Annotated in this window: 22 protein-coding genes and 1 pseudogene; 3 read left to right on the top strand and 20 right to left on the bottom strand. The window is 28.6% G+C overall.

Annotated features, from left to right (window positions below; genetic code table 11):
* The first annotated feature begins 3 nt into the window (after positions 1–3).
* Positions 4–522, top strand: coding sequence for a CDP-diacylglycerol--serine O-phosphatidyltransferase (pssA, locus tag J1C67_RS08050; RefSeq protein ID WP_167865947.1), 519 nt, complete (start codon positions 4–6; stop codon positions 520–522).
* Between the two features lie 526 nt (positions 523–1,048).
* Here pssA and J1C67_RS08045 read toward each other — a convergent pair.
* From J1C67_RS08045 to J1C67_RS08020, 6 genes and pseudogenes are all read right to left on the bottom strand, one after another.
* Positions 1,049–1,561, bottom strand: a complete 513-nt coding sequence (locus tag J1C67_RS08045; protein WP_167865948.1) for a DUF3189 family protein — start codon at positions 1,559–1,561, stop codon at positions 1,049–1,051.
* A 315-nt stretch (positions 1,562–1,876) separates the two neighbouring features.
* Positions 1,877–2,632: a PHP domain-containing protein gene (locus J1C67_RS08040; RefSeq protein ID WP_167865949.1), complete on the bottom strand. Its 756-nt coding sequence runs from the start codon at positions 2,630–2,632 to the stop codon at positions 1,877–1,879.
* Between the two features lie 375 nt (positions 2,633–3,007).
* On the bottom strand, positions 3,008–4,459 hold the full coding sequence (locus tag J1C67_RS08035; RefSeq protein ID WP_167865950.1) for a protein adenylyltransferase SelO: 1,452 nt from the start codon (positions 4,457–4,459) through the stop codon (positions 3,008–3,010).
* Positions 4,460–4,605: 146 nt separating this feature from the next.
* Positions 4,606–5,961 (bottom strand): DUF6179 domain-containing protein, encoded by a 1,356-nt coding sequence (locus tag J1C67_RS08030; protein WP_167865951.1) that lies wholly within the window; start codon positions 5,959–5,961, stop codon positions 4,606–4,608.
* Positions 5,962–5,967: 6 nt separating this feature from the next.
* Positions 5,968–6,435, bottom strand: a complete 468-nt coding sequence (locus J1C67_RS08025; RefSeq protein ID WP_167865952.1) for a DUF6323 family protein — start codon at positions 6,433–6,435, stop codon at positions 5,968–5,970.
* Between the two features lie 365 nt (positions 6,436–6,800).
* Positions 6,801–7,713: pseudogene (locus J1C67_RS08020) on the bottom strand (ATP-binding protein).
* A gap of 92 nt (positions 7,714–7,805) precedes the next feature.
* On the opposite strand from J1C67_RS08020, the gene J1C67_RS08015 reads away from it, so the two are divergent.
* Together J1C67_RS08015 and J1C67_RS08010 are read left to right on the top strand one after the other, a co-directional pair.
* Positions 7,806–8,090 (top strand): hypothetical protein, encoded by a 285-nt coding sequence (locus tag J1C67_RS08015; RefSeq protein WP_167865953.1) that lies wholly within the window; start codon positions 7,806–7,808, stop codon positions 8,088–8,090.
* A 90-nt stretch (positions 8,091–8,180) separates the two neighbouring features.
* Positions 8,181–8,885, top strand: coding sequence for a DUF421 domain-containing protein (locus tag J1C67_RS08010; protein WP_167865954.1), 705 nt, complete (start codon positions 8,181–8,183; stop codon positions 8,883–8,885).
* Between the two features lie 69 nt (positions 8,886–8,954).
* On the opposite strand, the gene J1C67_RS08005 is transcribed toward J1C67_RS08010, so the two are convergent.
* The 14 genes from J1C67_RS08005 to J1C67_RS07940 form a co-directional block, all read right to left on the bottom strand.
* Positions 8,955–9,140: a hypothetical protein gene (locus tag J1C67_RS08005; protein ID WP_167865955.1), complete on the bottom strand. Its 186-nt coding sequence runs from the start codon at positions 9,138–9,140 to the stop codon at positions 8,955–8,957.
* A gap of 247 nt (positions 9,141–9,387) precedes the next feature.
* A complete protein-coding gene (locus tag J1C67_RS08000) occupies positions 9,388–10,506 on the bottom strand; it encodes a PQQ-dependent sugar dehydrogenase (RefSeq protein ID WP_167865956.1) in 1,119 nt (372 codons plus the stop codon).
* Between the two features lie 445 nt (positions 10,507–10,951).
* Positions 10,952–11,758, bottom strand: a complete 807-nt coding sequence (locus tag J1C67_RS07995; RefSeq protein ID WP_243176701.1) for an endonuclease I family protein — start codon at positions 11,756–11,758, stop codon at positions 10,952–10,954.
* Between the two features lie 393 nt (positions 11,759–12,151).
* Positions 12,152–12,526 (bottom strand): hypothetical protein, encoded by a 375-nt coding sequence (locus J1C67_RS07990; protein WP_167865957.1) that lies wholly within the window; start codon positions 12,524–12,526, stop codon positions 12,152–12,154.
* Positions 12,527–12,591: 65 nt separating this feature from the next.
* Positions 12,592–13,311 (bottom strand): GNAT family N-acetyltransferase, encoded by a 720-nt coding sequence (locus tag J1C67_RS07985; RefSeq protein ID WP_167865958.1) that lies wholly within the window; start codon positions 13,309–13,311, stop codon positions 12,592–12,594.
* A gap of 49 nt (positions 13,312–13,360) precedes the next feature.
* Entirely contained in the window at positions 13,361–14,083 is a 723-nt protein-coding gene (locus J1C67_RS07980; RefSeq protein WP_167865959.1) for a DNA alkylation repair protein, read from the bottom strand.
* 74 nt (positions 14,084–14,157) lie between these two features.
* Positions 14,158–14,739, bottom strand: a complete 582-nt coding sequence (locus J1C67_RS07975; protein ID WP_167865960.1) for an NUDIX hydrolase — start codon at positions 14,737–14,739, stop codon at positions 14,158–14,160.
* A gap of 68 nt (positions 14,740–14,807) precedes the next feature.
* A complete protein-coding gene (locus tag J1C67_RS07970) occupies positions 14,808–15,356 on the bottom strand; it encodes an NAD(+) diphosphatase (RefSeq protein WP_089967145.1) in 549 nt (182 codons plus the stop codon).
* A gap of 28 nt (positions 15,357–15,384) precedes the next feature.
* Positions 15,385–16,077 (bottom strand): DNA/RNA nuclease SfsA, encoded by a 693-nt coding sequence (gene sfsA, locus J1C67_RS07965; RefSeq protein ID WP_167865961.1) that lies wholly within the window; start codon positions 16,075–16,077, stop codon positions 15,385–15,387.
* 497 nt (positions 16,078–16,574) lie between these two features.
* Positions 16,575–17,831, bottom strand: a complete 1,257-nt coding sequence (locus tag J1C67_RS07960) for a hypothetical protein (RefSeq protein WP_207253576.1) — start codon at positions 17,829–17,831, stop codon at positions 16,575–16,577.
* A 97-nt stretch (positions 17,832–17,928) separates the two neighbouring features.
* Entirely contained in the window at positions 17,929–18,240 is a 312-nt protein-coding gene (locus tag J1C67_RS07955) for a PTS sugar transporter subunit IIB (RefSeq protein WP_167865962.1), read from the bottom strand.
* A gap of 181 nt (positions 18,241–18,421) precedes the next feature.
* Positions 18,422–18,730 (bottom strand): DUF3892 domain-containing protein, encoded by a 309-nt coding sequence (locus tag J1C67_RS07950; RefSeq protein ID WP_243176703.1) that lies wholly within the window; start codon positions 18,728–18,730, stop codon positions 18,422–18,424.
* Positions 18,731–18,873: 143 nt separating this feature from the next.
* Positions 18,874–19,737 carry a YitT family protein gene (locus tag J1C67_RS07945; protein WP_167865963.1) on the bottom strand — a complete coding sequence of 288 codons (864 nt, stop codon included), beginning with the start codon at positions 19,735–19,737 and terminating at the stop codon, positions 18,874–18,876.
* Between the two features lie 261 nt (positions 19,738–19,998).
* Entirely contained in the window at positions 19,999–20,439 is a 441-nt protein-coding gene (locus tag J1C67_RS07940) for a tellurite resistance TerB family protein (protein ID WP_167865964.1), read from the bottom strand.
* Positions 20,440–20,461: the final 22 nt, after the last annotated feature.

Genomic DNA, 20,461 nt, shown 5'->3' with positions numbered 1-20,461 from the left:
GATATGATAAAAAAATATGTGCCTAATATACTAACATTTATTAATCTATCATTTGGAATTACTTCAATAATTAATATTTTCGATCAAAACTATTTGTACGCATCGTTATGTATACTTGCCGCTGCTTTAGTTGACCGATATGACGGAAGAATTGCCCGATATCTTAATGTATCAAGTGAAATAGGGAAAGAACTAGATTCTTTAGCTGACCTTGTTTCCTTTGGAGTTGCACCAGCTCTGATAATCTTTACAAAATATAATTTTTACACTGTAGGCTTTAGCCGCATACTAGGCATATCACTCTTATTACTTTATTCTATATGTGGATGCTACAGATTAGCAAAATATAATATAAGTACATTTGAAGGTGTTTTCACTGGAATACCAATCACCATTGCTGGATGTATTCTTGCATTATTTTCTTTAATTATTCCATCTACCATAAATTCAGTTGTTCCAATGCTATCATTAATAGTACTTGCCTATCTTATGGTATCAAAAATAAAATTAAAGAAAATTTAATTAAATATGAATACAAAATAAACCCACGAAAATCTAACAATTAAATTTCCGTGGGTTTCATGGTGGAAGCGAGGTTTACCATATCTCCATCCAATTTTAGAAAAAACCTCATTTATTTATGGTACGGTTCACCGTAACAGTACTATCGAAGGTTTTTTAAAAGGTGGAAACAAAATATAACCTCTGAATCCACCTCATTTTTACTAAGCATCTATTAATTTCTTCTTATAATATTCATGCGTATACCAACAAAAAATTCTCTTCTGTAAAGTTTTGATATATATAGATAATAATAATATCGCTTATCAAAAATGAAATTTGGCCAATAAGGACTGTGAAAAATAAATATGTTTTTTTTGTGCTGTGAAGTTTAAACATAATATTGTGTAATAATTTTACTGTCCTGTATAAAATAAATATAACTTGTAATAATTTAACATTGCATAAAGGTATCAATTATTTTTCCGTTTTGTGATAAAAATTCACATCAGCTTTCAGCTGATATAAGCCGTATAATAGTTAAAAATCATTTTTTCTTAAATTTCTTATTATCTAAGAGAATGACCTCTGACTTATCTGCCATTGCTACCTTCTTTGTGTGATTTACAAGTTTTATAACGTCCTTGTATGATTGTTTTGCTCCCTTTACAAGCAAGGGCACTCCTATAAAATCTATTTTTAACCACCTAGAAAATAATCCACCAAAGGTCATTGGTAATGGAACAGTTGGCGACGTATTGGAAAATATAATTTTCTCATTTAATAGATTTTGTTTATGAAGCATAGAAGCCATATTGTATAATCCTGGAATTAGAACCTTTGAACGTCCCCTTCCCACAGCATAGACTTTGTTTCCATCTTTATCACTTCCATAATAAAAAAGTTCCCCACGATTTCCATATACTAACTTATTAAAGTTAGGTAATTTTAATATTTCATCCTTAGTCGGTTCTCGAGTTTGATCCAGCATTTTTAAGTGATAAGCAATTGCAAGAATAGAAGAATGGGTTCCTCCATAGCAATTATATATGTATATCATTTAAATTACCTACTTTCTTATTTTTTTTGCTTTATTTTAATAATTGTAGTCTATGCATTAAACATTGATATTAAACATTCTTTGAACAGGTTTTCTCCAAGGTATTCAATGTTTCTACAACCCTTTATACATAAAATAAATATAATATGTTGCAATGCAAAAAAGGTAGCCCTTAAGAATTCTAAGAATAATTGTCGGAATGGAAATAAATTTTGATTTACAACAATACCCACTAATTTATAACAATCTAAAGTAAAGTTTAAAAATTCATAATCAATATTATGCTTAGAAAACAATACGTTACCACTACCAAACCTAATCTCTTAATAATTTCATTAATTTATGTGCACATCCATCAGCATTAACAATATCATCATCTGTAAGGCCTGCCTCAACTGCAATATTATAAGCCTTACCAAAATACCCCACATCCTCCGATTTGTGTGCATCACTTCCCAATGAAAATTTAACGCCCATATTCTTTAACTTTTTTATTGTTTCAATATCCATATTCCTATGACTTCTGTTAATTTCCAAAGCAGTATTTCTTACAACAGCAACCTTTCCAATTTCAATAATATCTGGATTAACATGCTCTAATGGATGATTTAATATTGTAATTTCATATTTTTTAATAGCATTAATTGCAGCTTCTGTATAATTTCTCAATAAAAGTGGATTTTGTACCGCTCCAGGATGATAACCCGCACAAATTATGTCCAGGTAATCAATTATTTCATCTTTAATATCTATATCCCCTTTTTTAGTAACAATATTACATTCTACACCAAGAAGAATCTTAAAGTCATTCTCCTTCAATAATGAACTCTTATTAAAATCATCAATTACTTTACGTAATTCTTTATATTGATTTAGTTTCATCCCGAAGGTAATATGCTTATAACCATGGTCTGTTATGGCAATTTCTTTTAATCCTTTTTTTATTCCAGCTTTAACACTTGATTCAATACTTCCTTTTGCATGTTCTCCGAAAATAATATTAAATAAAGGAATATGTCCCTTTGCAATATTAGTATGAGTATGATAGTCTGCAATAATCTTAAAACTCATTTTATCCCCTCCATGGTTTAATATCCTTTAATTAACTGCTTTATTATCAAATTGAAAAGCTTCTTGTATCCACATATGTAAATGTTTATAATCCAGTTTTAAAAAGCTGATAACCCAATATTTTATGCTGTAGTCATAGAAAAACTATTATTCCCTTATTTAGTGTATGATAATAACTATTCTTCAATTGAACCAAAGAAGATGCAAACAGCATTCATTTATACGATGAATGTAACAGAAGAAGTAATGAAATAACACAGCTATTTATCAACATTTAATAATATAGAATTTTATATTCCAATTTTAGTAAAAACCTCCGTTACTTATGGTACGGCTCTCTTTTCATTATTCTAAATATTAATATATCCATCTAAATTAAGTTCCACAGAAGGTCCTATAATTAACTTTTGTTTTAACATCTGTATAATCCTCTTGCTCCTTTGAATAACTATAAGGCTCTGAAAGAACCTCTAAAAGCTTTTCTAAAACACTGTAGTCTCCTTTATTTACAGCATAATCTAATGCCTCTTCTACCCTGTGATTACGAGGTATCACTGCTGGGTTATTATTTCTCATAAGATTTAATACAGCCTCTTCCTTCTCATCTTGTCTTGATAGTCTTTCCTTCCATAAGTTAAGCCACTGATTAAAATCTTCTTTATCTATAATTTCTGTATCTTCATATTTATTAATGGTTAATGCTCTAAATGTATTTGTATAGTCAGCACTATATTTTTTCATAATAGTTAGAAGGCCTTCAATTAATTTTGTATCCTGTTCCTCTTCATTAAATAAACCAAGCTTTTTTCTCATTCCAGAAAGCCATTGCTTAGTATATAGCTTATGGAATTCTGAAACAGCCTCTTGAGCTATCTTTATTGCCTCATTCATATCATCATGCAATAAAGGTAAAAGGGTCTCCGCAAATCTAGAAAGATCCCATTCTGCCATACTTGGCTGATTTTCATAGCTATAACGACCATATTTATCAATAGAGCTAAATACAGTTTCTGGATCGTATGTGTCCATAAAGGCACAAGGTCCATAGTCAATGGTTTCTCCACTAATTGTCATGTTATCTGTGTTCATAACCCCATGTATGAAGCCTACTAGCTGCCACTTTGATATAAGGGTTGCTTGCTTCTTTATTACTTCCTTTAGTAGATAAACATATGGATTTTCTTCCTTTATGCCATCTTTATAATGTCTCTCTAGAGTATAATCTGCTAGTGCTTTAAGATCTTGTATATCATTTAAACCTCTTGCATATTGAAAAGTTCCAACACGAATATGACTTGAAGCCACTCTAGTTAGTACAGCTCCTGGAAGTCTTGTTTCACGGTATACCTCTTCTCCAGTAGTAACTACTGATAAACTACGGACTGTTGGTATTCCTAACCCATTCATAGCTTCACTTATAATATACTCCCTAATCATCGGCCCAAGGGAAGCCTTACCATCTCCACCCCTTGAATAGGGTGTTCTTCCTGACCCCTTAAGTTGAATATCAAACCTATTCCCCTCAGCTGTTACATGCTCACCAAGTAATATGGCCCTTCCATCCCCTAGCATAGTAAAATTACCAAATTGATGACCTGCATAAGCCTGTGCTAATGTTACTGCCCCCTTTGGAGCTTTATTTCCAGAAAGTATTTCTAAGCCATCTTCGCATTGAAGCTCATCTAACTTTAACCCGAGGTCTTCTATTAGCTTATTGTTTAATACCACTAATTTTGGTGCTGGTACTTTACTAGGTGATACTAAAGCATAAAATACATTTGGAAGGTCTATATAACTATTTTTAAAATTAAATCCTTTATCTATCATTCTGTCTCCTTATATAAAATTATTTTTAATTGATATTTATTATCATTTATATTTTTATTTTACCATAAGGTTAGTATTTCTCATAGATATAGATAATATGTTTAAATTTAATTTTTTATCCTAGTATAATCCATCATTTTATCTACTTAAATTAATTGTATTCTTTCTTTAAGCTTTCTTATTGCTACTTGTTCTTCTTCACTTAAACTTGAGATATGCTTATTAAATTCAAAATACCATTCTTTTTCATGCTCATTTTCCAAACTTAAATCATATACATATTTTGATAAAAGAATAATTTCCATTTGCGATAAACTTTTGAAGTACATAATATATTCATCTTCAAATAAACATTCAGCATCTAACATATCTGCTAAATCTTCTAGATTCTTAATATTGTTTTTAATTAATGTAACTTTATCCTGAATTAAAGAACATTCTCGAATTTTTTCACTTAATTTTCTAAATACAGGATTACTTAATTTTTTACCATCTATATATTCAATAAACTCATTATCATTAGTTTCATTAAATGATATGAATACTGTTTCTAATTTATTTAGTTTAATGCTTTTATTTATCAATGAAGTTATTTTCAATGTAGATTTTCTAATGTAGTTTACTAATGCTTTATTTCTAATATTTAAAATTTCATAACATCTTTCTGCATATTTTAATAACGTTTCCTGTAATTCTTCCAAGGATAATTTTTCCAATTTATTTTTTATCTGTTCTCTATCTATATTATTAATATTAAGGTTCTTTAAAGATTTGCCACAAATGATTAAACCTAGTGAATTAATAAATACTAGTTCAAATATGTTTATTAGTAATAATTCGCAGTTTTTATCATACCCTTTTAATAATTCATTAATTTCACAAATATCAAAGTTATAACAGAACTCATTTTCTAAATTTAATGTCTCTAAATAATTATTTATATACTCAATACCTATATAGTTCATATTATCAATGTAAAGTTGATAATCTATTGATCCTGGAGTTTCATGAGCTGCAAAAAAATCTTCATATTCTTTAAAAAATAATGGAATACCATACTCTATAGTATCGTTATATGAATAATTATCAACTTTAAGCTTATTTTCATGAATTTCGTCTAATAGCTTTTTATTCTGCACTGTTTTTTTCTTGATTAAATCATGGCCTATTTTTAGCATATAGACTAAGTTTTCATTCTTTAATTTCTCTACTATTAATTCTATATTATCAAAAGTTTTCAAATAAACTCCAATTGTATAATCAATACATTTCAAAGAACTTTCCGCTACCTCTACCATAACTGAACTACTTTCATCTTTTGTATAATATTTCAATTGTACTTTTAAATTTTCCAATCTCTCATAATATATCCTGTTTAAAATCTTATCATCTAGCAACTTCTCTTCATAACAAATCACTAAAATATCCTTAAAAAAATATTCTTCACTTAACTTATTCTCTATAGAAAAACTATATTTTTGAATATTTTTACTATTCCCCATAAAGTATCACTCCTTTTCATTATCAATATTTGTATATTCTTTCACCCCATATCTTATGTTTTCAGCTATTTTATATAATACTTTTCCCTCTAAAAGTTCTAGTGATCCTTCACAATAGTTATCAAAATACTTTTTCATGATTTCCATTAATTCATCATCACTTATATAATCTAAAGTTTCATTCTTATAATTATAAAAAATTTCTACAAGTTCGTTTATTGTATCACCGTAATTATATTGTGATATATATGGTGAATCGCAAAAAGTTATAATAATTTTATTTATGATTTGACCATTAAATTCTATTCTTCCGCTTTTTTCAAGTGCTACATTTCTTGTTTCAATAATTTCTTTTATATCTTTCTCACCAAGCATTAATCCATATTCAACTGTAACTTCATTACACTTAAATATATCATTAAATATTTCCTTCTGTAGTAAATTGCTTTCAAATAAATTAATAATTTTTTTCATTTTTAAAACTCCCCCTCAAATAACTATTGACATATAATTTTAAGTATGATATAATTTAAATATAGGGTTATATTATTAATATAATTTAGATATATTAGTTCAGTATATCATTGGCATTTTTTATTGTCAATGTCTTTTAGTGTTAAAGGGGTCTCTTCAATCTTGAGGATACTCTTTTTTTATGTTTTAAGTTTACCTTATTAAATTCAAATACTTTTCCATAATGAGATCCTACTCAATGCTCAATAAAAAAATCAACGACAACACTTAACTTAGTATTGTCGCTGATTTTTTTATTTTTAATATAAGAGTCATCCATGACTCTTATATATACGTAAACTTTTATAAATCTCAATAATATACCCTTAATTATCTATAAAAGTTACCATATCCGACAAAGGAAATACTATTGTAACTTTAGTTCCTTTATTTGCCTCAGATTTAATGCTAATTTTCAATCCTAATTGTGAACAAAGCTTTTCGCATAGATACAAGCCCATTCCTGTACTTTTACTAAATCTTCTTCCATTCTCACCAGTAAAACCTTTTTCAAAGACCCTATTTATATCTTTATCTACTATGCCTACTCCATTGTCCTCTATAATTAACATTACTGAATTATCTTCCTTAACTGAATATATACTTATCATTGGCTCTTTACTACTTGAATACTCTATAGAGTTTCCTATTATCTGATTAATAATAAATCCAATCCATTTCCCATCACTATATACAATTTCATTAATATCTTTTATATCTACTTTTATTTTTTTATAAATAAAATCTCTATAATTTCTTTTGACTACCTTTCTTACTACATTATCAAGGTTAATTTGTTTCATAATATAGTCTTTACTAACATTATTACTTCGAGAATAATAAAGCGCTTGCTCTATAAATCCCTCAATTTTATCCATCTGAAAATCTATTTTATTAGTTATTTCATTTTGATTATTTGCAATTATTAACTTTGTAGATGCTATTGGTGTTTTGATTTCATGAACCCAAGTCTCTATGTATTCTCTATAATCTGATTGCATATCTTTATAATATTTTACGTGCTCATGCATATCTCTACTTATTTCTTTAAGTATATAATTAAGTTTTTCTCCTTCGATAAAGGTTGCTTCCCTTATCATCTCTGGAAGTAAATACTTCTTGTCCATTTTTTTCTAATATGCTATTAATTTCATCATAATAATTTTCATATTTTATAAATTCATAAGCCATACATGAAGCTAATGGTAAAACCCAAATATAAAAAACAAAAGAAATCATAATACAATAAATTACAAGATATACTCACCTTAAAAAGAAAAGTTAAACACTTTTCAAATATAGAATTAACAGCGCAAAAGTATGTATGTAATATGGCCGTATGTAAGGGTGCAGATGCTGATGATACTTGGTTTATAGCTAATAATCTTAGTGGAAAATTTGCTATAAGAGAGTATAAAAAGAGATTTGATATAGAAGAAATTTTTAAATATTTTAAGGGTAGTGGGTTTAATATAGATCATACTTGGAGTATGGATATTCAATATATAAAAATGCTTTATCTATGTATTTCAATAGCTTATTGTTTAATACCACTGGAAGGTCTATATAACTATTTTTTAAAATGTAATACTGTTCACCGTAACATGTCTAAATAAAATTTTATCACCATAAACATCTATTATTTCATTGATTATTGGTTAGAATAACATCAGCATTAATTTTTTTGGATAAAGGAGGTATCTTATATGGATTTTTTACAAGGCCAAGAAACACTTACCACCATTGAGTGGATTCTTCGTGCCATTATTGCTTTTTTCTTTTTGCTAACTGTTGCAAAACTCTTAGGACAGCGTACCATCTCCCAATTAAGAATCCTTGATTTTGTTATTTCTTTAGTAATTGGAAATATTATTGCCCATCCGTTGTCTGACGAAAAGCTTGGGTTAAAAGGATCCATCATTTCAACAAGTGTATTAGTTGTTCTATATCTTGGTGGCATATTCAGCATTCTTAAATTTCCATTTTTAAGAAGACTTATTAATAGTTCACCAATCACAATTGTTCAGGACGGAGAAATCCTTTATAAAGGATTAAAAAAAGCAAGAATATCAATTGATGTGTTATTAGAAGAATTGCGTGAAGAAAAAGTAGAGGATGTAAAAAAGGTAGCATTAGCAATTTGGGAAGCTGATGGGAAAATTTCTGTCTTTTTACATCCAAAATACGAACCTATTACTCCTTTATCCTTGCAACTGGAAACAGAACCTTTTGATTTGCCAAGGACGATTATTAAGGAAGGTAAAATTAATTTTAAGGAGCTAAACCAAATTCATAGGGATGAAGTCTGGGTTGCTTCCAGTTTAGAAAGTTTATATCAAACTGAGATAAAAAACGTTCTACTTGCCACCCTTGATAAGAAAGGTAACCTAAGAGTTTTTTTATATAGGTAATCCCTTGAGGCCTAAACATATCCATTTATATATACAGATTAGTTTAAGCCTCTTTGTTTTGAAAAAACCTCATTTACTTATAGTACTATCACCTTTAAGTGAGTTTTTTAGATATAGTAGTAATAGTATTGCTCCATACTTATTTAGTGAATTCTTAGTTTCAGTAGTTTTATCAGAATCTACAGTGTACTTTGGATTTTCGTAACAAATATTTTCATCTAAATCTAATTTTCTTTTCCCTTCTAATATACTCATTTCAATGGATTCATTTATTTTATCTTGTAAAATCTCTTTATCATAAATAAATAATCTACATAATAATTAACTTATAATATGATTGTATTTTTGATTTTAAAACTTAATAAATGGCAATTAAAAAAACTCTTAAGCATATATTGTTTTTTCCGATTTGAACTTTATTTGATATCAATGTCGCAAGCCCCATATTTATCAAAATAAACATGGGGTTTGTAAGTATCTCTTGAGTTATCTAAATATTACTTTATTTTGGAGTGAGCCGAATAATTTTATCATCAGCTATATCAGGATTCCCTCTGCCATCCCTATTATTTGTTGTCACGTAAATCGAACCATCTTTACCCTGAATAACCTCACGTAAGCGTCCATACTGATTCTTAAGCCAGGACTCTACATTCTTCACTACATTTCCATTTCCATTTCCATTTCCATTTCCATTAAAGGATATAGCCAGTAGTTGCTGTCCACGTAAATTTGCAACAAGTAATTTCCCTTCCCACGGACCTTGATTTACGAAGGCAATACCAGAGGGTGCCCATGTATCTTCTCCGCTGTGTATTAATGGCTTTTGTATTATAACTTCCGTGGAACCTTCATTTCCCTGGGCCATAGGCCACCCATAATTAGCTCCTTGTTGTATTATGTTTATCTCATCATGGGCTGATTGTCCATGCTCTGATGCATACAAGACATTTTTTGAATTCCACGCTAACCCTTGGGGATTTCTATGACCTAAGCTATAAACAGGCGAATTGATAATTGGATTATCTTGCGGAATCCTGCCATCTAATTCTATTCGCAGTATTTTTCCAGCTGTACTTGTGGGATCTTGTGCCAATGCAGGGTTCCCTGCATCTCCTGTTGTTATATATAATCTCTTATCAGGACCTATCTTTATCCTTCCTCCATTGTGAATTTGTCCACCTGGGATTTTATCCAGAAGAACTCTGTCAATGGAAGCCATATTATTGTTTTCAACTAATCTGACAACACGATTATAAACTCTGCCGTCTTCCAAATATGAATGCATAACATACATATAACGATTTCGTGAATAATTTGGATCAAGGACAATACCCATTAAACCACCTTCCCCCTGACTTACAAAAGGTGCACGAAATGTGATTAGTGGCTGCGGAAGAAGTTTACCATCTTCAATAATTCTAATCGATCCAGACCTCTCCGTAACATATAGTTTCCCCTCATCGCTTATGGCAATAGCCCAAGGTACATATAAGTTTTCAGCTATAACTTTAATTTCGTAAGGAAATTGTCTTGATGCAATTGTTTTTTCTTTTACATTAACTGCATCACGACTATTAAATACTCTATTAACAAGAAAATTATAAACCATTTTGTTCATACAGTCGCCCTCCAAACTTAAATGAATGTACAATTTAATAAAAAAATTGTACCTTTAAATTATTAATTTTATTATTTTTCTAATTTCCATACTATTCATTTATGAGGATAACAGTACCATCTTAGTCAATAAATCCTAATAAAAATAAGAAATTAAATTTGAACTTTATTTAATCTCTATCAAACTAATAAATAAATTTGTTTAAAAATTCTTTATCCTCTAAATTATCGGTAACTCTATATTAAATAGAATAAATTTTAGGTTAACTTCTACATGCCTCTTGATTAATGGATAATATATATAATGCTAAAATTTTTTTCTGTTCTTTATATAGAAAAAGCTACCACTGATTATTGCAGTAGTAGCTTATCATACTTGTTTATATATATAATTATCTCAATACTTTAAATGATAAATAAATAACTTTTTAGAACTCTTTCTGGTTTTAACCCCAAATTTGTCTTGCCCATTCTGGATGATCAATAAAAGGATTCCTGTTGTGCTGATATTTACGGTATATTATGTCATTTCTGTTTCTTTCAAAGTCATCAACAGGGTCTTGGGCATTCCATTGAAGCAATGTGCTTAATTTTCCAAAGTACGGGGCAGATCCATTATTAACTTTATTGTTCAACTCTAAATCTATTTCCCCACTATCTCCTTCATATCTTACAGCCATGTAGAATAACATTCTAGCTACATCACCTTTTACACTATCTCTTGGCTCCCATGAATCACTATCATATTTACATAAAGTAGCTTCACGGTCTGCAACTCCACCATTATCAAAATCTAAATTTCCTCTTGTACTATTTACAGATACATCCGTAGGTCTTAAGTGATGTATATCTGTTCCTGGACCTGCTTTAGTTCCAAAATCACCATGTGACTTTGCCCACACATGCTCTCTATTCCAATTATTCACACCTGATCCTTTTGTACTTTTTCCTTGTGAACGGCCTGTATATAATAATATTACATTGTTTGAGTTATTAGGGTCTTCATCTGTATCCATCAATGCATTCCAAACAGCATTGTATGATAATTTTGTATTATCATCAATTATATTATGAAGTGTTGATTTTAAAGTTGTTCCTGTCTTTCCCATCGCTTCTGCATAATAGGTATTATCGTAGGAAGTTGTGCTTAATCCGGTTCCTGTTGCAGCATACGTTGCCGGTGGTATAAGAATAGATAAAATTACAACTAAAATGAGCATAAACCTTTTACTTTTAAACTTTTTATTTTCCAAGATTATCCCCCCAAAAAATATTTACTAATAGTTAAAAGATATTCTAAGCGCTTAGAATATCCAAATTATACCATACAAGAATTAAAAAGACAACGTTTACAATTAATATTTTACTTACTATTAATATTGCTAAATATAAGTAACACTTTATACATTCTTATAAAAGTCATTAGCTAAATTAAAAAATCAATATCTCAGTTCCATGTGGTCAAATAGCCATTCTATCAGGCAAAAAATACCTTCCCTAAAGACGTATTCTTACTCAATCTATTCCTTTAAGAATACCTTCCCTCTATTTTTTTGCAACCAATACATGAAACTCACATAAAAAATCCACGTCCAATCTATCTCTAGATTGAATGTGGATTTGACTGGTAGAGGTGAAGATCACCCCTATACTCTACATGAACCATCATGATTATCTTTAAACATTTCTGCGCGTCTTTTCTTATTAATATAATTAACAGCTCTCATTTTGAATCTTTCTGGTTGTTTGTATTTATAAAATGCAACTAAGTCTGCAGATATAAATAGTGCATCCATAACTAAATATTTAAGATCTCTAAGATTTTCTTGGTCTTTTTCTTCTACTTTTTCAACATCTATTCTTATTTTTATTGATTCAAAACTATTTTGAGCACATAAAAGGTGTTCTTTGATTTGTGTCTCATTGCAATCTCCAAGGTCACTATTAACTAATCCTTCTATAAAATTAACATAATCATTATTTACTCTAGTATATTCTTCATAAGCTTTTATTAAATTCATTTTTACTACCTCTTTCTCTCTAAGTAATATTAGTCATTTCTAAATAAATAACAGTCCAGTTTTTTCTATATCATACGTGTAAGCCAATAAATTTTCTCTTTGGATATTTTGAAGCCTAGCTTTTCTTGAAGTTTAGTTGATCCTTCATTCCCTATTACAACTTGACCGTAAGGGATTCTATTTTGATATAACGCCAAATTTGTAGCATATATTTGCAATGAAGTTGCTATTCCCATTTTCCTATATTCAGGTAACACATCTAAAAGTCCAATTGACCCTTCTTCATGAGTACCTACAAATCCTACTAATTTATTATCAATAAATGCTCCAAACATAGTTTTAGATTTTATTCTTTCTCTTATATATTCAATCCCAGTTGTAAAGTCATTATGATACTGTCTAAAAACATCACTGGTATATTCCTCTGTAAGAAGTTTTATTGTTGCAGGACAATTTGAAATTGGAAGTGGCTCACTTTCTATATAAACAGTTTGATAGCAATACATTTCATTTATTGCATTAAATCTTTCCTTTAAATATTCATAATATAAATCCTGATGGCCAACTACAAGTTCTGTTGAATCTGGAATTTTATCTATTAACTTTTTAGCAGCTTCAAAATTATTAGCACTAATCATAACAACTTTGCTAGATACATCTTCAATTAATACCCCATCTTTATTTAGATCAATTATTTTATGCTTATTTCTTTTAATACAATCAATCATATCTACATTTAATAAAAAATCCTGTGATAAAAATTCTATAATTTCCTTATTATTCATAAATGTTCTCCCCTATTTTGGCCATAGTATTATTTAAATGAGCCTTATGTTACTTACTATTTTTTTTGTAAAGCGCCTTAATTCCCCTAGTAATCCATTCTGGTGCATATGTTGAAGTTCCACCTTTAGGAACCTGTCTCTTATCTAACTTACCTAAACTCTCTCCAACTTCAATACATTTTTGTGTGTATTCTGAAAAATGTATACCTATTTCACATAAACAACGGTTCATAGATTCTTGCTTACATCTTGGAGCATCTTTCATTTCGTTTTCTATTTTTTTAATAATACTATCAAGATCCAAATCTATAACCCTATCTATAGTGTTTTCACTTATTACTTTTGCAATTATAATATCCCAAGCTGCACGACCTCTACACTCATCATCTGAATCAACTAATTCATTATATAATTCATCTGCATAAATTGTTTTTGCTATAACATTATAAACAAACTCATCTACTAATACAGAATAAGTAAGTCCATCAATCATCTCCATTATTTCATTTGCGGATAATTCATCTTTATCCATAATCATAGTAGAAAGTATTCTAGCATCTACATTTCCACTTTTCCAAAGTTCCATTGCAAGAATATGATTTATTTTAAGTTTAATAGCTAATACTCTTAAATTACCAATGGCAACTCCAAATTGATTATCTCCAGCATTTTTCTTTGCATTTGTCTTTCTTCTTGCTTCTGTTCCCCATGCTTCAAGCAGTGAAAAAACCTCATCAAAGGTCATTTCTGAACTCATTTTTAAATTTTCCAATGTTTATCACTCTCTTCATCTTTATTTATCCACTGCACTTTTTTTAAATAATATCTTAGCAAATTGATGTATTACTATTTTAAAAAGTATCCAATATCTATTAAATTAATCTTTTCTATAAACTTGCTATATAGCTTTTGCATATGTGGTTCATTTATTGTGTACTCTTCTAGTTTATCTAGCTCTATCCACTTAACACCACTATTTTCATCCTCTTTAACTACTAACTCTTGCTCTTCATTTGCTTCTAATAAATAAGCTGATGATAGATGTAAATGAGGTGCTACATATTTACCTTTTTTAATATGGCTTTTAACTTGAAGCACATCTAATGAGAATATATTTGGTACTATAACTTTAATATCTGTAACCCCTGTCTCTTCTTCTAATTCTTTAATTGCAACTTTTAGCAGATCAGCATCCCCATCGCAATGCCCACCTGTCCATGACCATGAGTTGTATATGTTATGATGAATCATAAGAACTTTATCTCTTTTTTTATTAATTACAAATGCTGATGATGTCATATGTACAATTTCATTATTTCTAGTTAAAACATCTTCAAATGTTTTTATGCATTTTAAAATTATTTCCTTATCCTTTTCTTCTTGTTCATTAAATGTCTTATAGCTTATTATTGAATTAATCCATTCCATAAATAACTCTCCCCATTGTATCGCCCTTAATATTTATCAAAGTCATTATTTTTTATTTGAATTTAATATTATTGTGGTCTTAACTGACAGCTATTACCTTCACATCTATATGCATTTTCACCATCATAGCCTATTTCACTTAGCATTTTTCTTACTACTCTTTTTCCTATTTCATCTTCTGTCATTTCACATAATGCATCTTCTATCTTTGCCCAGCCTATTCCTTCTACTTCATCAGATTTTTCTATTTCTCCATCTAAGTACTTAGCCATAAATGTTAGCATTAATATTTCTTTATCTTTTACATAGTCAGAGCCTAAGTACTTAACATCTTTTATCTCTAACCCAGTTTCTTCTTTAACCTCTCTATATACTGCATCTTCTGCTGTTTCATTATTTCCTACATAGCCTGAAACAAGAACCCTAGAATTCTTAAATATATAACTTTGCTTTAATAAAAGAATTTCATCACCTTTTATTATAGCTACAACTATACAAGGTCTTGGAGTATCAAAAAACATTATATTATCATGTTTACAATAAGGAACTCCGCCCTCATCCCAGCTATATTTCTCGTCTAATTTTTTCCCACACATAGGGCAAAATTTAAATATCATAAAGTATACCTCTCTTTTCTTAATTATACTATAATATTATCTCTACAGGTTCATTTATTGATAATCCATCTTCTTCTACTATACAATTATATGCAAAAACATCTACACCACTTTCTTTTGCCAGTCTTAAAGCTATTCCAAAGGCTGGATCTCTTTCATCTTGAGGTGAAAACTTATCAACCTCGTCTAATTGTATTAAGAACATAACACCAGCTCCATAGCCTTGCTTTTTAGCTTCTATTAATTCCATTAAGTGTTTTGTCCCTCTTTCTGTTGGAGCATCTGGAAACCTTGAATACCTATTTTCCTCTAAAGTTACTCCCTTAACCTCCAAATAATATACTTCATCTTCATCTGTGGATAACTTAAAATCAAATCTACTTTTTCCAAAGGTCTTTTCTCTTAATATATTATTATATTTCTTGAGTTTTTCTATTTTACCCATTTTTAAGGCTTCATCCACAACTTTATTAGGTACTTGCGAATCTATGCTTATTAATTTATCACCTTTTAACGCTGCAACCAAATCATATTTAGTTTTTCTTGTTGGATTTAGCTCTTCTCTTAAATATACGCTGCACCCTTTAACCAATATTTCCCTGCATCTTCCTGTATTTGGAACATGTACAATAATTTCTTCATTATTCAACAAAACCAGAGCATTAAATCTATTTGGTCTTTCTAAAAATATTGCTTCAAATATTTTTTTTTCATACTTCATACAGTTTTCACCTCTAAATATCCTATTTTTCCACTAAATTTACTATATAATTAAAATCATTTTTCTGAAAATTAAAAAAAGTTGTCCACAGTTTACTCTATTTTTATCCTATTTTTGGTTTTTATTCTTTAATTTGGTTTAATAATAGTTATTATTGAAGGGTTATCCACAGAACTTATCCACATTGTGTTGATTTTGTGGATAAGTATGTTCTTTCCAAAAACTTGATTTTATCCCTTTTTATTCACTTTATATTTTTCCCTAAAAATCATCATATTGTTACACACAATATTTTGCCCCATATATGTTGTGTCAATACTTTTTTTGCGATTTTCAAAAGTTGTCCACCGTTTTTCGAAGTTATCCACATTTTGTGGATAACTTTCCACATTGTTAACAGCCTATATATTAGTATAACAAGACTACTTATAAAGAAAATAACAATTCAATATACAAAATATACTAGTATGTTGCCTTGTTATTTTTTTTAATATTCATTATTCTACTTCAAATAAATACATTAATATATCTTCAACCTTTACCCCATGATAACTAGGTTTTAAAGCTTTAAACTTTTTTTTAAATTTTATTTCAATTCCATCTATATAACTCAAAGTAAATGGTAAATAACTACTTATCACTTTAATGTATTCTTTAGAAAAGTATTCTTTACTATCAACAATTGCAAAAAGCACCATGGTTATACAGTTATTTTTTATAAGTTCTTTTAGCTCTTTTATATTTTCTCCTTTAAAACAGGTAGCATTATCTACTATATCTATAATTATATTTATTAACTTATTAATAATTTTATCTAGATTATATTTTCCTGCTAATTGAGATATTATTGTCATATGATTTTTTTCTAAATCTGAATTAACATCTTGAAGATCATCACATAATTGAAGCAAAAACCCATATCCATAAGCAAATATTTCTTCTTCTTTTGTAAGTTCTCCGCAAACTAAATATCCATCTACTAAAACAGAAGCTCCACCTTTTTCAATTGAAATATTAAGCATATCTCTTTCATATGGCATACTAACTGATTCTTGCTCATACAAACTTTTTTCCTGACCTTGCTGTATTAATAATAACCCTTCATAGACCTTTGGATAATCAATTCTATTAAATACCTCTTCAATACATTCAACTAGCTTATATACCTTTTCTTCATAACTATCTTTAGCTTCTATATTTTCACCACTTAGTCTTTTAGAAAATCTTTTATTAAAATCATTCTTGCTTTTTAAATTTACTTTTGTATCATCTAAATAATTATCTGTATATGGATAAAGCATACTATAACCAAATATGGCCTTGCTAAATTCAATATCTCTTCCTATTATTTTTTGAAAAATATTAACTATCCATACATTTCTCATAGCTTGCCCAATGTCTTTATACTCTATATTTTCATCAAATTCTCTACAAGTATTTATAAATATTTTTGTACTTTTAAAAAATTGTTCTTTCATTTTTTTATCTAAAGTTCCAAGTCTAAATGTATCCTCTACCTCAATCATTTTATCAACATATTTATTACCTGTATTTCTCCATACTTTTCTTTCTTCAATATCCTTTGGGAATTCACCTATATGTTTAATTATTTTATCTATAAACAATTCTAAAGTCTTTTCTCTTTTCTTTTTTTCTAAATAGCTAATTTTTTTCATATTTAGATTTAATTTTGCACTAGTTTTCCACCACATATTCCTGTATAAATCATTTAAATAGTCAATATTTTTAAGCACTCCCCATCCCCCTTTTTTTGAAACTCCCTTAGGAATATTTAAATAAAAAGGCTCCCTTATGGGAACCCTTTTATTTAAATATATATATTATTAATAATTAACCTAACAGAGGCTTAATAGCTGTAACTATTGTATCTATTCTTCTTAACCCAAAATCTGATCCTTTAGCTGAATAATACTTAACACCTTTTAAATCTAAATCTTTTTTAACTTTTGCATCAACAACTAACATTTCTGGTGATATAATTACAAGGTCTATATTGTCCTTTTCAACAATCTCACCATATTGATTTTCATTAGCAAAAATCCATTCTATATCTAATGTATTCTTTTCTGTAAATTCTAATGTAGCTTTCTTAAAAGCTATTGATTGGCCTGTCCCCTTACACATAACTAAAACTTTTTTCATAATTATATCTCCCTTTTCTCATACCCATAGTATTTATTTTTTTATTAACTGTTCATAATTATTATATCACTTTTTCCCAAATTTAGAATACACCTTCTCATTTTTTTAATACTTTTTACATTTATGATCTATACAAGACGGGGATGTCATAATAAAATGACATCCCCGTCTTGTATATATACTATTCATTTATTGAAGGTAATGCACTTAAGTTATTTCCTTCATTATCATCTGGTAAACTTCTTAAATATTCTTCACCTTTACGGGAAATCCCTACTGCAACTCCTGCAATATGACCTTCTTTTGCCATTTGAACACCTTGTTCTTTTGAAATTTTTTCTCCATTTGAAAGTTCATAGCCTGTAACATCACCTGATTTTTTTACTAGCTTTGTTATTTCCATAGCCTCACTATCTGGATTTGGAACTACTTTATTAATATTTATTGGTAATCCACCCATCATTCCATCGTTATTGTTATTATCACTCATATAAAAGTACCTCCTTATTTTTATACTATTAGATTTCCCAAGAAAGTTCTTTTAATACATATTAATTTAATTAAGTCCCCTTCAAAAAATAATAAGCCAAGATGCTAGTTTTTTGCACCTTGGCTTGTTATTTTTTAAATTTGCTAAAATTCAATTATTGGGAATCCTTTTCCTGTTACCTCTTCTATATGCGCTACTGTTAGAAATGCGTCTTTATCTATTACTTTTATAAATTCTTTTAATTTACCTATTTCCTTTTTCTCTAAAACTGTATATATTACATCTTTACCTGTCCCATCAACCATATTGGAAGCTTTCAAATGTGTACAACCTCTTTCAAGGGTATTCTTAATGTAATTTGATATTTCATTGTTTTTATCACTTACTACTGTTATTTGCTTTTTAGCATTAAATATTCCTATTAATTTATCTATCATAGGTCCATTTCCTAATACACATAATAGTGCATAAAATCCTGTATCTAATCCAAATATTAATCCGGCTAATAATGTTACTAAAAAATCAACCATAAGTAATGATATTCCTATATTAAATGTTGTATATTTGTTTAATATTTTTGCTATAATATCAGTTCCACCTGTAGATGCATTTGCATTAAATACTATCGACATTCCTATAACTACTAATATTGTTCCAAAAATTGATGCTAACATTAAATCATTTGTAATAGCTTGTGGCTTAAAAAACTTTTCCATAAACCATATTATTGCGGACAATCCAAAACTTGCATATATAGTCTTAAACCCAAATTCAGGTCCTATTATTAAGAATGCAATTACATATAAAATACTATTTCCTACAAATAGCATTCCTCCAATTGTTATACCTGGAATTAAATGATTAACTATTAGCGCAACCCCTGATAATCCACCTGCTGCTAAGTTGTTTGGAGCATAAAAATATACAAGTGCTATTGCAACTAGTACTACTCCAAAAGTAATAGTGCCGTAACTTTTTAACTCTTCAATAAAATTCTCTTTATTCATTTGTTTCACTCCTATAATGCATTTATAAATGCCTAACTATTTAAAATTAAGTTTATTACTATTAATTAACTATTCATATTTATTATAGTGCCTTGTTATTATTTTTAAACCCACTTAATAGAATAACAAATTTTTTTAAAATTTAATAGTAAAAATAAAAAAAATACTAAGTTCAAATAATATGAACTTAGTATTTAAGCTTATAGAACTGCAAGAAAATAACTAGTCAAATATTCTGACTAGTTATTTCTCCAAATATTACTAAGCCAGAATAGCTTCTGCTTGTTCTCTTAACAATTCTATTTTATTTTCTGATTCTACTACTGAAAATTTATAAACATCTGTGAAGTTGTAGAAATAATTTGCAAAGGCTATTCTCTTTGTTCTTGATATTCCAAATTGCTTTGCTATATTATCTAAAAATTCAACTTCCTTATCTCCATATTCACCATCTACTAATGCAAGCCCTATAAGTTCAAAATAAACTATCTTTTTTATTCTGTCCTTTGATTCATTTAAAGTTTGTAGTGATTTATCAAAATTTAATTTACCTATTATGTCTTTAGTTAATTTTAGGTCTTTTAAATAACCTTCTAAAACTTCCTTTTCTTCTTTTGCAAATGTATTATCCACATTTGCGAACTCTGAAACTACATTTATAAATGCAGTTGCTTCATTTTCATTTAATTCATTTAAAAACATGATACATACTCCCCCAAACTCT

The sequence above is a fragment of the Clostridium gasigenes genome, from assembly GCF_017348895.1.
In the GTDB taxonomy this organism is placed as follows: Bacteria; Bacillota; Clostridia; order Clostridiales; family Clostridiaceae; genus Clostridium; species Clostridium gasigenes.
Note: the sequence above shows the minus strand (reverse complement) of the source record. Positions and strands in the feature narration are given on the sequence as shown.